The organism is Ignavibacteriales bacterium, assembly GCA_026390815.1.
In the GTDB taxonomy this organism is placed as follows: Bacteria; Bacteroidota; Ignavibacteria; order Ignavibacteriales; family SURF-24; genus JAPLFH01.
In genome coordinates this window covers 112,360-125,754 of sequence record JAPLFH010000054.1, presented here as the reverse complement: position 1 = coordinate 125,754, position 13,395 = coordinate 112,360, and the positions used below count along the sequence as shown (strand labels likewise).

Genomic DNA, 13,395 nt, shown 5'->3' with positions numbered 1-13,395 from the left:
GAAAAGTGATTTAAGATCGGATGCTGGATAACAGTTTCTCATTCTATCAAATCAATTACCCAGCATCAAGAACCAATAAAATTATCTAACAAGCATCATCTTTTTGCTAAACATCAGATTATCTGCTTTTAAGGTATAAAAATAAATTCCGCTAGAAAGATTTTGCGCATTAAATGTTTTTGAATAATTACCAGCCAACTTAAATCCATCAATTAATGTTGCTATTTCCTGTCCAAGCGAATTTGTTACAACCAATTTTACATTCATACCTTTTGGCAACGAATAACTGATTACAGTTGAAGGATTGAATGGGTTTGGGTAGTTCTGTTTAAGTGCAAACAAAATCGGTTGTGTTTTTTCATTTTCAACACCAGTGGGTTTAGAAGAAAATCTGTAAGCTGCCTTTTGAGCTGCATCTATTACATAAGCTGTATAACCATCTTTTGTAAAAGCCACATCCGTTGGCATACGTAAAGGAGCGCCATTTGGATCCGGGTTAGATGTACTATATTGTGCCGGTAATTCTTCCACTGCATTAGCAAAGTTAAAATTATCAACCTCAAATGCTTTTACCCATCTTCTGGTTGTATCTATTCCAGCAACCCAAAGTTTGTGTTTGTTATCTATTGTAATTCCATAAGGAATCCAGGAACCAACCGATAGATCGCTTGAGGCATCTGTAACTCTTTGTCCAACATAACTTTTAGGATCGGTTTGTGTTCCACCTGCCCATCTTGCTATTCCACCATTTGCACTAGTACTATTTAAAGAATTTCTGGAAGTGTACCAAACTGTTTCCGGGTTATTGTAATCTTCATTTGGATCAACAGCGCAATCTCTTATAATATCAAATCCACCTGAATTTGGACCACCAGGTTCTGCTGGAGTTAAGCTAGCCATATCAATATATGCGGCATAACCAGGTGCAGTTCTGGATAAAGAAAAATTATAACCACGTATGGAAGTTCCACCGTAAGCTAAACCCGCAAATACAATTGAATCCTTTGTAGCTGTAATACCGTAAACTTCCGTTCCCCATCCTGCATTGCCCATATTAAAGCCATAAAGAGTTGCTTTACTTGTATCTCCATCTAAATAATAATATCCCCTGGATACACCAGCCGGATGAATTAACTTATTACATTTAGAGGTAACAAGAATATCATCATCTATTGCGGTTAAACCTATTAATGCTCTAACATTTAAAGTATCACCCTTGGCTGTGTAATCAACTACTTCTGTTAATAAAGTATCTTCCGGTCCAGCTTTAAAAAGTGCATTATGTGCAGATGCGCTTGTAACCCGGGCTGATATAATCCACAAATTATCTTTTGAATCAACTACGCATGAATATGGACTAATGGTAGAATCTGCCAGTGTAGCTGGAAAGGAAATTTTCTGAACATATTTCCAATCCCCAGTTTGGCTAAATGAGGCAGCGTTCAGGAATAAAAAAAAGGAAATTATTATTTTTAAAGTAAAAAACTTCATAGAACTTCTCCAATTTTTATAAATACTTTTTTGCCGTTGTATTGGGTGAAAACATAACAAAAATAGTCATGGTTGTCAAGGAAACCACAGCAAACATAAATAGTCCAAAACCATAAATAAATCATCTTTTCCAAAGTATAAACAAAAAGAAAACTTCTTGTGCAAAATTGTCTTTGAAATTTTATTGAGTTATTTTATAATTACTTAGAAAAACAATTCGGATTCAAATGAAAAATATTTTAAAGGGGTAAAATGGAAGAAACGGTAGAATCTAAAAAACTGTACGAATCTGTAGATGAATTATCTTCAGATTTTAATTTTCAATTCAAAGAAACAGCTATTATACTTGCGGCTGGTCATGGTAAAAGAATTAAATCTCATCGATCAAAAATGCTGCACAGTATTTGGAATATTCCAACAGTTGAAAGAGTGTATAACACTTGCGTTAAGGCAATCCCGGATATCAATAATATTATTGTAGTTGGAATAAAAGCCCGGGATGTTATGGAAGTAATTGGGAAAAGAAAAAACACATTGTTTGCTTTGCAGGAAGAACAAAATGGTACAGGTCATGCTGTTCAGGTTGCGTTAGACCGGATTGATCCCGCAAGATTTGATGGAATTATTTACGTTCTGCCTGGTGATATGGGTTTGATCGATGAAAATACAATTACGATGTTCAGAGAAAAATTTATTGAATCGCATTGCGATATGATGGTGCTTACCGGAATTTATAAAGGTGCTCCCGAATTGAATAATTACGGCAGAATTATCCGGGTAAAAACAAAGGATATAAATGGTAAATCCTCCGGTGATGATCTTGACAAAGTAATTGAGATTATTGAACATAAGGATATTCTTCATTTGCAGGAAGATGAACCATATAAATTAAAATATAAAAACAAAATTTATTCTTATACAAAAAAAGAATTAATTGATAATAATGAATTTAATTCAGGTGTCTACGCATTTAACTCTAAAAAATTATTCCAATTGATTGGCAGTTTAACCAACGATAACGTTCAGAAAGAAATTTATATTACGGATCTTATTTCCTTATTCAATCAAAATGGATATGTTGTTGGTGCTGTTAGCCCATGCTATCAATATGTTCTAATGGGTTTCAATAACAAATCTGTTTTAAGAGAAATGGAGGCTTTGGCGCGCTCCCTGGCTTATGAAAAACTAAAGGATGTAATTGAAATAAATGATCCAGAAGATTTCTTTATCGATGAAAATGTTATTGATGAAATTTTAGAAATGGATAAAAAAGGAATTCCACTCGATATTGAGATTGGTAAAGGAGTACATATCGGCAACGGAGTAAAACTTAATTACAACCTTGTTTTGAAAAAAAATGTTTATGTAAACGGCAATGTTGTTTTTGGTAAGAATGTAACTGTTTGGGAAAATGTACATCTCTCCTGTTTTTATAACCAGAGTTTTGTTATTGAAAATAATGTGGAAATTCTTTCAGGTGATATTATTAAAGGAAATATTGTTATTGGCGAAAACAGCCGTATAGAATCAAGCGTAAATATGACCGGCAGCGATGACTTTCCTTTAATTATTGGAAAGAATGTTTTAATAAAAGGGACCAGCTATATTTTCGGCTCGATAATAGAAGATGATATTTTTATAGAACACAGTGTAATTATTAAAAAACGTGTGGAAAGAATTATTAAAAGGGATGGGCAGTTACAGCCAGTTAAATTTTATTTGCCTATGCCAGAAGGAATTGATGCCATAAGTAGTTTATAGTTTGCTTATGAATATAGAAAAAGCAATGCAGTTTTTGCATTGCTTTTATTTTGCAAAAATTTATTTCTAATTATGCTTTAACAGCCGCAGGCTCTGCAACAGGTAAAGAATTTACATGTTTGGTTAAAGCTGATTTTTTTCTAGCCGCTGTGTTTTTATGAATTCTACCTTTATTTACATTTCTATCTATTGTGGCAACTGCTTCTTTATAAACTTTATCTACTTCGGTTTTATCTTCTGCATTTAGCACTTTTTTTGTCAAAGTTTTAATCTTGGAACTAGCAGCCTGGTTAAACACTCTTTTTCTTTCATTGCTTCTAATTCTTTTTTTAGCTGATTTGTGATGAGCCATTTCTGTCCTTAAATTATTTTTTTTACAGTTAAAATATAACATATTTTAGGTTATTCTGCCAATTCCAAAAATATCAAATTTCAGTTCATTTTTTGCCTTGTTACTTCAAATGTCAGAAGTCAAAAGGGGAACCGGATCAATTAATCAGTATTTATCGCCTCCTTTTTGTCTTTCCATTTTTGAAGCTTCCGTAGTTATTCCCTTTATAAATAAAGTACGGATACTTATCTTTATAACCGTAAAATGAAAGACAATAATGCTAAAAGTAAATGAGATATTCTATTCCATCCAGGGGGAAAGCAGCAAAGTCGGACTTCCTTGCGTTTTTATCCGACTTACCTATTGCAATTTACGGTGTTCCTATTGCGATACAGAATATGCATTTTTTGAGGGTAAGGATAAAACCATAGATTCAATTATTGAAGAGATAAAGCAATACAATTGTAATCTTGTTGAAGTTACTGGTGGAGAACCTCTCGTTCAAAAAGAATCTCTTGAACTTATGAAAGTGCTGAGCGATCGTGGCTATGAAGTAATGCTTGAGACCAGTGGCAGTTTATCGATTCAAGAAGTTGATCCACGGGTAAAAATAATTATGGATTTTAAATGTCCCTCAAGTAAAATGGTTAAGAAAAACCTTTACCAAAATTTAAACTATCTTAAACAAATTGATGAAGTTAAATTTGTTATCGGGAGTAGAGAAGATTATGATTGGACAAAAAAAATTATTGAGGAATATCAATTGGATAAAAAAAATCAAATTCTTTTTGGTTGTGTCTTTAGCGATCTTAAACCGATAACTTTGGTAAATTGGATTTTAGAAGATAGGCTGAATGTAAGATTCCAGCTTCAGCTACATAAGTACATTTGGGAACCATCAACAAAAGGTGTTTAATGAAAATAGCTAAAGAATTCCGCTGGGAAATGGGGCATCGTTTATCATTCCACAAAGGAAAATGTAAAAATCTACACGGGCATACTTACAAATTGTTACTGGAATTATCTGGTGATGAAGATAAAAACGGAATGGTTATAGACTACTACGATCTTGAAAAAATGATTTCACCAATCATTGAAAAAATAGATCACTCCTGCATGGTTTCAAACAAAGATGTTGAACTTAAGGACGCATTGGTAAAATTGAATTCGAAGATGGTTATTGTTGATTTCGAATCTACCGCAGAAAATATTTCCAAATATATTTTAAAGGAAATTGCTGCAATAAAACTTCCACAAAATGTCAAATCCATTAAAGCCAGGATTTATGAAACTGAATTTGATTATGCTGAAGCTGAAAAGAATTTTGAATAACGAACAATGGATTCTGAATTTCGAAAATTAATAACTGTGAATAACATAATTCAACTTATTTACACTGATTTTACTTTCTTTACTTCTTCCAATAATTCCGGTAAAATATCACCAGCTTTTCCTTTAAATGAATAATCAACTAAATACGTCAACTCTGTTTCATCTAAATTAATTTCAATTAAATAAGCGCCAAATTTACGAGCAATCTGAGGTATTTGAGCTGCCGGATAAACAACTGCGGATGTTCCTACAACAAAACAAATATCACATTTTTCTGCTGCTGTTTCAGATGCTGTGAACGCATCCTGTGGAAGAAACTCTCCAAACCAAACAATATCAGGACGAATAAGTCCACCGCATTTACATCTTGGAGCATCACCTTCATTTGCAAAATCGGGAGAGTTGTAAAATGTTTTACAATCAATACAGTAGTTTCTTTCAATATTGCCGTGCAATTCATGAACTGTTTTACTTCCAGCCCGGTAATGCAGGTTATCAACATTTTGTGTAACAACCACAACTTCCTTAAAATACTTCTCGCACTCAACGATGGCTAAATGAGCAGGATTTGGTTTAGAATTGTGAATTATTTTTCTTCTATACTGGTACCACTCCCAAACCATCTTTGGATTTCTGAGGAAGGCATCGAAGTTAGCAAGTTCTTCCGGTTTTAATTTATTCCAAATTCCATCCGCACCACGGAAAGTGGAAATACCGCTCTCGGCTGATATACCTGCGCCGGTAAAGAACAAAACATTTTCTGCTTTCTTTAGTTTTTCTAAAAGTTCTGCTCTATTATTCAATTACCAACTCCAACCAACAATTTAATAATAGTAGGTTTACTATCAAAATTCATATCGCCCATTACACTCTGGAATTTCCCTCAACAATAAAAAACGAATAAAATAATATTTAATTTTGGAATCTCTATTTGTAAAATATTCTTTAGAATATTGATTTGATATCTTTAATATTTCACTTTCGTATTCGGGATGACTATTTACATGAATTATTGAAGAGTCTTTGCCATCTTCAAAAATACGCTCAACCAAAATATTTGAAGGATGAGATGAACCAGGTCGATAACGGATAACAGTTTTTATAAATAGAGTATCGAACTTTTTGCAGTTAGTTTCATGTGGCCCACTTTTTCGTACTTGAGCCTCACGATTTACAAAATGAATTTCATTATCAGAAACCGCTTCAGCATAATCTCGATTTATTTTACACACCGGTGTTATGATATACCTGAATATTAATTCGGCATTCAAAGTATCTTTGAGATAAATAAGATTTTTAAGATTTTCTATGTTTGCTTTTTCATATAATCCAATGTAAGAAAGACTATCTAAAGAACTTATTTTAATATTAGTTGCTTCAAAATTTATTACATCAAATATTACTTTGAATGAAGCTGAAACACCTGCTCGGCGAGCGATCTCTGGTATTGTAAAACTTGTGTTAGGAAAACAAAAAAAAGTAGAGGCATTAATCATTCGAAATAAACTAAATATTAAAACAATAGTTAGTGTAAATTTTTTCATATAATTCTCCTAACTTTGGATAAAGCAACCGAACATAAGTATGAACAATAAAAGAATAATTTATTTGTTCTTAATCTTTTCCATCAAGGCTTTAGATTCTGCAAGAAGCCGGTCATCATCTTCATCTTGTTTTGGTGATTTCTCAACTTTTACTAAATACTCTTTTGCCTTCTGGTATTCATCATCCTCAACATAAAACTTTGCAAGATCCATGTAAAACATTCTGTAATTTGAACGAAGCTCTATCGCTTTTTTATATTCACTTTCAGCAATGTCTGTATCACCCCAGCCTAATCCTAATGGCAACCTTATCAGATAAGCTTTCTCGCATACCTTAGCATGTGTTCTGCCAAGTACGTAATGCGCAGTTGCCTGAATTGTGTTACCGCCATTGCCAAGTTTAATTGCTTTTTCTAAATCAGCTCTAACCCCATTCACAATTCCAATTACAGAAAATACTCCTTTGAACAAAGCAATTCTTCCATTAGCAATCGCTCTTCGTAAATAAGTAACGGATTTATCAGGAGCAAGTTTAACTGATTTGTCTGCCCATTCATAAGCAATTTGATATTTTGCTAATTGCGCATCTTTTTGTTCATCGGTTACAGCTGGCATATGTTCGGTAATATCAACATAAGCCCGACTTATTCGCCAGTATACATCAAAGTTTTTAGGTGAAATTTTATCTGCCTGAAGATATTTTTCCAATGCTTTTTGATTGTCAAACTTTTCTTCGGTCAATTCATCACCTTCTTTTAGAAGAGCTTCCACAGATTGTGCGAGCGATGAACCGCACAAAAGAATAACTAATAACAAAGTTGTATGTAAGAAGTTTTTTAGATTCTTCATTTTTACTCCTGATTGATTTACTTGTTTTTATTGCCGGTTAAATTCTTCCGGAATATATAATTGAGAGCTGATCAGTTGAATGTACTTTGTCCAATTATTATCTCCTTTTGCCTCCGCTCCAATTGCGGATTTGTAGGCATTGGCTTTTGCGCTTAATTCATCGGCGTGGTAAAGGATTATTGCTTCCAAAGTTTTAGGCACAACCGGTGAAGCTTGCTCTAATTTTCCCTGGTGACTTAAAACCAAATGAAGGAGTTGGTTCTTCAAACTTTCGGGAAAATCTATTATCTCATCGCACTTTCGATTAATATCCATTGCTGCAATAACAATATGTCCAAGTAATCTGCCAACATCAGAATAATCGAAAGATGGACTAAATGTTAATTCTTTTGTTTTGCCAAAATCATGTAGTATTGCTCCGGTAATTAGCAAATCGCTATTAACTTCCGGATGAAAGTCCGAAGTTAATTTACAGATTTTAATAATTTCTAAAGTATGTTCTAACAATCCATGAATATAGGAATGATGCCATGATTTGCCGGCAGGTACTTTGATATACTTCTGATAAATTTCATCCTGCAAAATAGATTTTAATAATTTTAGAAGATATGGATTCTGAATGGCTTCAATTGTATCCCAAAGTTCTTTTTCCATTTCATCCAATTTTCTTTTAGATGTTGGAAGAAAATCCTCTGCAGAAAATATTTCATCGGGATTTAGCGATCTCACTCCTTTTACTCTAATTTGCAACTGCCCCTGGTATTCATCAATTACACCTTGCACATTAACAACGTTACCAATTTTTATGGATGAAAAAATAGCATCATAATTATCCCAAACATTTGCAGAAAGTGAGGCTGTTGCATCACCCAGTTCTAAGCTAAGGTAATTTTTTATATTCTTCCCGGTTTTAACTTCACACTTTTTAACAAGAAGAAAATGATTTACACTTTCACCTTTGGAAAGTTTTGACAATTCTGTTTGGTTTGTTTTTTTTCTGGACATTTATTCTTCCAATGCTTTTACAACGCTTTCCGCTGGTAATACAGCCGTAACCGAACGTTTCAACATATCAATTGTAATTGAAATAGTTTTTCCGCTTTGAGTATAATTTACTACTCCAATTACGCCCTGGAAAGGTCCATCTATTACTTTTACTTTTGCTCCAACTTTAATTACTTCCGAAAGTGTAAAATCAGAATCGCGGTTTAGCATTTTTTTAAGGTTTTCAATTTGCCATTCCGGAATAATTGCCGGTTGACCATGAAATGAAACGCACCTTACAATACCATTTTGCTGCAAGGCAAGAAATCTTTCTTTTTCCGTTACAAAAACAAAAATATAACCACGAATTAATGGTTCAATTATTTTTTTCTTTCTATCACTCCATTGCTTTAATCTTGTAACCGTAGGAAGATAATGCTCTACCTCTACCAAATGTAAATTTTCAGAAGCTTTAAATTCGTGCCGCGGTTTTGTGTAAAGAGCAAACCAATTTTTGCTCAAACCTGTATTATGAATAATATTCTCCACCATTTCTAAAATCAGATTTATGAAAATTGATAATTACACCAACAAAATAATAAAATTGAAATTATGATGTGGATATTTTTTATTGGAGATAATTAATTCGCCAACTTTAAAAGTATCTCTTGAAATTGTTTAAGGTCAACTGGTTTAGAAAGAATTGTTTCTACCCCCAGCTTCAAATATTTTTCTTTTATCTCTTCAATTTCAACCCCAGAAATTACAATTACAGGAATCCTAAAATTCTCATCTTTTTTTCGTAAAGATGTAATCAGTTGAATTCCGTTCATTAACGGCATTTGATGATCAGTAACTACAATAGTTGGGATTTGTTTTTGTATAATTCCTATCGCTTCGTAACCATTGCTTGCTGTTATAACTTCAAAATTTGGAAGATTTCTATTTATCAATTTCTTCCATAATATCATTGAAGCGTTTTCATCTTCTACAAGAATTATAGTGTTGGTAGCTTCGGATATTGTAAAATGAAATTCACTTCCGTTGCCTAATTCGGAGTAAAACCAAATATCTCCATTATGTTTTTCAATTATTTCCTTAACAAGAGTTAAACCTAAACCAGTTCCTTTTTCTCCTTTAGTCCCTTCAGTAGAAATTTTTTGATCAAATTGAAAAATTTTTGGTTTATTTGCTTCTGAAATACCTAATCCCTCATCTTTAACAACAAACTCTATCCAACCTTTCTTAAAAACATTTACGGAAACTTCAATCGATTTACCTTCCTCAGTAAATTTTATTGCATTACTTAAAAGATTAGTAAGTGCCTGGGTAATCAATCGTTCATCAGCTTGTATATGAATATCCGCCGGAGCAAAAGTCTTAATAGTAATATCTTTTCTCATAGCATTTCCAGTTAGAGCAGATACACAGCTATAAACCAGTGTTTTTGCTTTTATTCTTTGTAGTTCCAGTTTTGTTCTGCCGGTTTGCAACCGGGAATAATCCAGAAGATAATTAACAAGTTGCAATTGATTTTGTGATGATTCATAAATGTAATTCAAATATTCACGTTTATCATTTGCTGATAGATCCGATTCATTTAATAATATTTCTGCAAATCCTAAAATGCTTGTAAACGGGGCACGCAGATCGTGAGAGATGATTGATATAAATCTATCCTTTGATTTATTTGATTGAACTAGTGAATCTTCTGACTTTTTTAAAGCATCTTCAATTTTTTTAATCTCAGATATATCGGAAACAATTCCATCGTACCGGGTTATTTTTCCAAACTTGTCTCTTTCAACTACAATACTTTCCTTAAGCCAAACTGGTTCACCGGATTTTTTAACAATCCTATAGATCAGGTCGATAGACAATTGATTGGGATCTTTTTCAAATTGTGAGAGTTTATCTTTTACTAAAGCAGCATCTTCACCAAATACTAAATTTAAACCCCTACCAGGCATTTTTTTAAGTTCTTCTGGAGTGTAGCCTGTAATTTTTTCCAGGGATAATGTGTAAAACACATCTTCAATTCCATCAACATAAATCACTGACCAAAGGAATTCATTTATCTTTGAAGTTATTTGAATAAACCTGTCGAGGGATTTCTTAAGTTCAATAATTTCCTGATCTTTATTTTGCATAGGAGTTAATTCCGTCGAATCATCTTTATCAATTTTATTTTGATCCGCATTGTTTGCTGCCTGGTTAAGACTTTTATTTTCGCACATTTTTTGCCTCAAATGAATACGGAAAATTCAAACGCAATATAGTGAAAAAGTGAGAAAACTATCATAACAGTCATTCAAATAAAAATGGAAGATAAGTTTAAGTAATTAGTTGAATCTTCCATAAATATATTCTGCAATTGCAAGTGAGGCTGTAAGTCCTGGCGATTCTATTCCAACACAATTAATAATTCCTGGTAAGTTACGGTTGAATTCTTCATTGATAATAAAATCATTGAATTCTTTATCAGCAGCAAGCCGGGGTCTTATCCCTGACATATCTTCTATTAAATCATCCATTTCAATTTTTGGTAAGTAAGTTTTTATCGCTTCATAAAAAGCAGTTTTTCTATTTTCATCAACTGAATATTCTTCAATTCTTACAGCTAAATTTTCAACATCAGGACCAAACTTAACTTCCCCCTCTAATCCTAAAGTGATGTGAACCCCAAGTCCGTGTAGTTTTGGAAGTGGTACCGGATAAACCAAATGATTAAACTTGTATTTACGTGCGGATAGTTTAAAGTAATTTCCTTTTACAAATTTCTGCTTATAGGAGGCATCATCAACACCAAGAATTAAAGCTACTTCATCAGCGTACAAACCAGCACAATTAATTATTTTTGCAACTTCAATTTCACTTGCTTGATTTGATGCATCAGTTATTTCCACAAAGTAACCGGTGGATTGAGAATTTTTTGTAATGCTTTTTACTTTAGAACAAAAGAGAAAATCAGTTCCATGTTGTTGGGATTTTACCTTAAGCGAATCCATAAGCCCGTGTGCAGAAATGATCCCGCTTGTTGGAGAATACAAACCACCAACAGAATGAATTTCCGGCTCGTCTTCATTTATTTTTTCGGATGTTGCAAAATAAAGTTCATCCATACCAGCATTGCCGGCATTCTCCTTTATCATTTCTAATCTTGCTTTTTCTTCATCGTTTATTGCTATAATGTATTTACCTAAACGGCAGTGGGAAACTTTATGGTTCAAACACCATTCGTACAAAAGAATTTTGCCACGGATGCAAAGCAGAGATTTTAGCGAATCCTTTGGATAATAAATTCCAGCATGGATTACTTCGCTGTTTCGGCTGGAAACACCAGTCCCAATCTTGTTTTCTTTTTCAACAACCAAAACGCGTTGATTATTTTTGGAAAAAATTTCGGAAGTCGCAAGTCCAACAACGCCGGCACCAATAATAAGTGTATCGAAATCCATATCTACCTATTTTTAATCCAAACTTAAGTAATTCAGGAAACTCTGTAAAGTTATATTAAAATTATTTGTTAATGATTTTGGAGTAAGCTCCACGTTGTATGCAATAAACTGATAGGTACACAAGATTCTTCGATCTAAAAGTTAATTAACAAATCACAAAAACTGTTTCATATAATTACCCGCGGGATAACTTTTAGCTGCGAATTGACTTCCCCAAAATAGTCCCCTGTTCCTTCCGAATGGGAATCTTTGTAATTATTGGAAAATGAGATTTACATTATCACTATTTATTTTTTCCCTTTGTCTCTTTCTTTAAAGAATCCATTCTGGCTCTAAGTTCATCCATCGTCTGGTCTTCATCTTGAATAATATTAAATCCATTAAAATCTACAGTTTGACCGGTATTATTATTATTAAGTGTTTTGCTACCAGGTTTTACGCGTAAACTTTTATCGATGTTATTTTCATCCGTTGTAGCATAAATTAAATCAATAAATTTATTCTTCTTACTTTCAGCAGCAAATTCCGGTTTTGTTAAGTTATTTAAAACTGGACCTGAAGCGGAGGATTTTACCTCCAAAGGTTTTGTTTTATCGATCACAACATCGTTTTCAGTAATTATTATTTGATTATTGAGCTGTTCACTTTTAAGATTACTGGAAGAAGTGCGTAAAGATGGCGGTTTTAAAAATGGGTTTTCAATTTCAGATGGACCTTGGTTCAAGATCATCAAAAAGATTAAAAATAAAATTGCTGCTAATCCAAATGCAGGAGCAAATTTCCTAGAAAACGAATAGTATCGCACAGGTTTTGGAAGAGGTATTTGCGAAACAGTATTCAGTTCCCTTTTTAGATTTACTTCAAAATCGTTTGGAGCAGGTATGTGTGGCAATTCCCTTAGTGAATTTATCACATTAGTAAATTTTTCATCATTGTAATTTTTTAACATAGGCGTTACTCATGGTATATAAATTTTAACAATTTTTGTAGTTGTGTTCTTCCACGATTAATTCTCGATTTAACGGTTCCAATTGATAAACCCGTAATTTCTGCTATTTCCTCGTATGATAAGTCCTGCACATCTCTAAGTATAACAACTTCTCTATAAACAGGTTTTACTTTGGAAAGTGCTTTTTCAATTATCCGGTTCTTTAATTCACTATCCGCAAGAACATCCGGTAAAGCTGCATTATCTTTAATAACTATTTCTTGTTCATCATCATCATTATCTATAGAAAAAAGTCTTTTCCTTTTCCTTCTTTTCAATTCATTTTTAGCCAGATTAGTAGCAATTGTATAAATCCATGTAGAGAACTTTGCAAAGGATTTATAAGAATCTTTATTCAGATAAAAACGAATCATTGTATCCTGAACAACATCAGAACTTACATCCCTATCGCCAACAAAGCGGTAAACGAAGTTCATCAACGGGTCTTTGTATCGCTTAACCAGTAGCTCATAAGCTTCAACTGTATTATTAATTTGAAACTCGCTTATAAGTTGTTCGTCAGTAAGCGTTGATAAATTGTTCAACAATGATATTATACTCTTATAGTTAAAAATTGTTTCAGATTTTTCAGGTCAATTTTACAGAAATGAGTGAGCAAAAGCAAGGATTCCGTACTCAATAGCTGGGCTTTTGTTT

14 protein-coding genes are annotated in these 13,395 nt (G+C 33.0%); 3 read left to right on the top strand and 11 right to left on the bottom strand.

Annotated features, from left to right (window positions below; genetic code table 11):
• Positions 1-81: 81 nt before the first annotated feature.
• The gene (locus tag NTX22_16585; GenBank protein ID MCX6152145.1) at positions 82-1,491 is read right to left on the bottom strand and encodes a T9SS type A sorting domain-containing protein; all 1,410 of its coding nucleotides are present in this window, start codon (positions 1,489-1,491) and stop codon (positions 82-84) included.
• A gap of 252 nt (positions 1,492-1,743) precedes the next feature.
• Here NTX22_16585 and NTX22_16580 point away from each other — a divergent pair, with 252 nt between their 5' ends.
• Positions 1,744-3,252: an NTP transferase domain-containing protein gene (locus tag NTX22_16580; GenBank protein ID MCX6152144.1), complete on the top strand. Its 1,509-nt coding sequence runs from the start codon at positions 1,744-1,746 to the stop codon at positions 3,250-3,252.
• 70 nt (positions 3,253-3,322) lie between these two features.
• Here the strand turns inward: NTX22_16580 and rpsT are convergent, their stop codons facing one another.
• Positions 3,323-3,604 (bottom strand): 30S ribosomal protein S20, encoded by a 282-nt coding sequence (gene rpsT, locus NTX22_16575; GenBank protein MCX6152143.1) that lies wholly within the window; start codon positions 3,602-3,604, stop codon positions 3,323-3,325.
• 256 nt (positions 3,605-3,860) lie between these two features.
• Here rpsT and NTX22_16570 point away from each other — a divergent pair, with 256 nt between their 5' ends.
• Positions 3,861-4,499 (top strand): radical SAM protein, encoded by a 639-nt coding sequence (locus NTX22_16570; GenBank protein ID MCX6152142.1) that lies wholly within the window; start codon positions 3,861-3,863, stop codon positions 4,497-4,499.
• Complete coding sequence (locus NTX22_16565; GenBank protein ID MCX6152141.1) at positions 4,499-4,915, top strand: 6-carboxytetrahydropterin synthase; 417 nt, start codon at positions 4,499-4,501, stop codon at positions 4,913-4,915. Before NTX22_16570 ends, NTX22_16565 begins: the two co-directional genes overlap by 1 nt.
• 59 nt (positions 4,916-4,974) lie before the next feature.
• Here NTX22_16565 and NTX22_16560 read toward each other — a convergent pair whose 3' ends face one another.
• The 9 genes from NTX22_16560 to NTX22_16520 form a co-directional block, all read right to left on the bottom strand.
• Positions 4,975-5,718: an NAD-dependent deacylase gene (locus tag NTX22_16560; GenBank protein ID MCX6152140.1), complete on the bottom strand. Its 744-nt coding sequence runs from the start codon at positions 5,716-5,718 to the stop codon at positions 4,975-4,977.
• Positions 5,719-5,760: 42 nt separating this feature from the next.
• Positions 5,761-6,459: a hypothetical protein gene (locus NTX22_16555; GenBank protein MCX6152139.1), complete on the bottom strand. Its 699-nt coding sequence runs from the start codon at positions 6,457-6,459 to the stop codon at positions 5,761-5,763.
• A 60-nt stretch (positions 6,460-6,519) separates the two neighbouring features.
• A complete protein-coding gene (locus tag NTX22_16550) occupies positions 6,520-7,308 on the bottom strand; it encodes a hypothetical protein (protein MCX6152138.1) in 789 nt (262 codons plus the stop codon).
• Positions 7,309-7,335: 27 nt separating this feature from the next.
• Entirely contained in the window at positions 7,336-8,313 is a 978-nt protein-coding gene (locus NTX22_16545) for an HD domain-containing protein (GenBank protein ID MCX6152137.1), read from the bottom strand.
• The gene (locus NTX22_16540) at positions 8,314-8,844 is read right to left on the bottom strand and encodes a UpxY family transcription antiterminator (protein MCX6152136.1); all 531 of its coding nucleotides are present in this window, start codon (positions 8,842-8,844) and stop codon (positions 8,314-8,316) included.
• 89 nt (positions 8,845-8,933) lie between these two features.
• Complete coding sequence (locus NTX22_16535) at positions 8,934-10,529, bottom strand: ATP-binding protein (GenBank protein ID MCX6152135.1); 1,596 nt, start codon at positions 10,527-10,529, stop codon at positions 8,934-8,936.
• 105 nt (positions 10,530-10,634) lie between these two features.
• On the bottom strand, positions 10,635-11,750 hold the full coding sequence (locus NTX22_16530; protein MCX6152134.1) for an NAD(P)/FAD-dependent oxidoreductase: 1,116 nt from the start codon (positions 11,748-11,750) through the stop codon (positions 10,635-10,637).
• Between the two features lie 283 nt (positions 11,751-12,033).
• Positions 12,034-12,699 carry a hypothetical protein gene (locus tag NTX22_16525; GenBank protein MCX6152133.1) on the bottom strand — a complete coding sequence of 222 codons (666 nt, stop codon included), beginning with the start codon at positions 12,697-12,699 and terminating at the stop codon, positions 12,034-12,036.
• A 5-nt stretch (positions 12,700-12,704) separates the two neighbouring features.
• Complete coding sequence (locus tag NTX22_16520; GenBank protein ID MCX6152132.1) at positions 12,705-13,286, bottom strand: sigma-70 family RNA polymerase sigma factor; 582 nt, start codon at positions 13,284-13,286, stop codon at positions 12,705-12,707.
• Between the last annotated feature and the right edge of the window lie 109 nt (positions 13,287-13,395).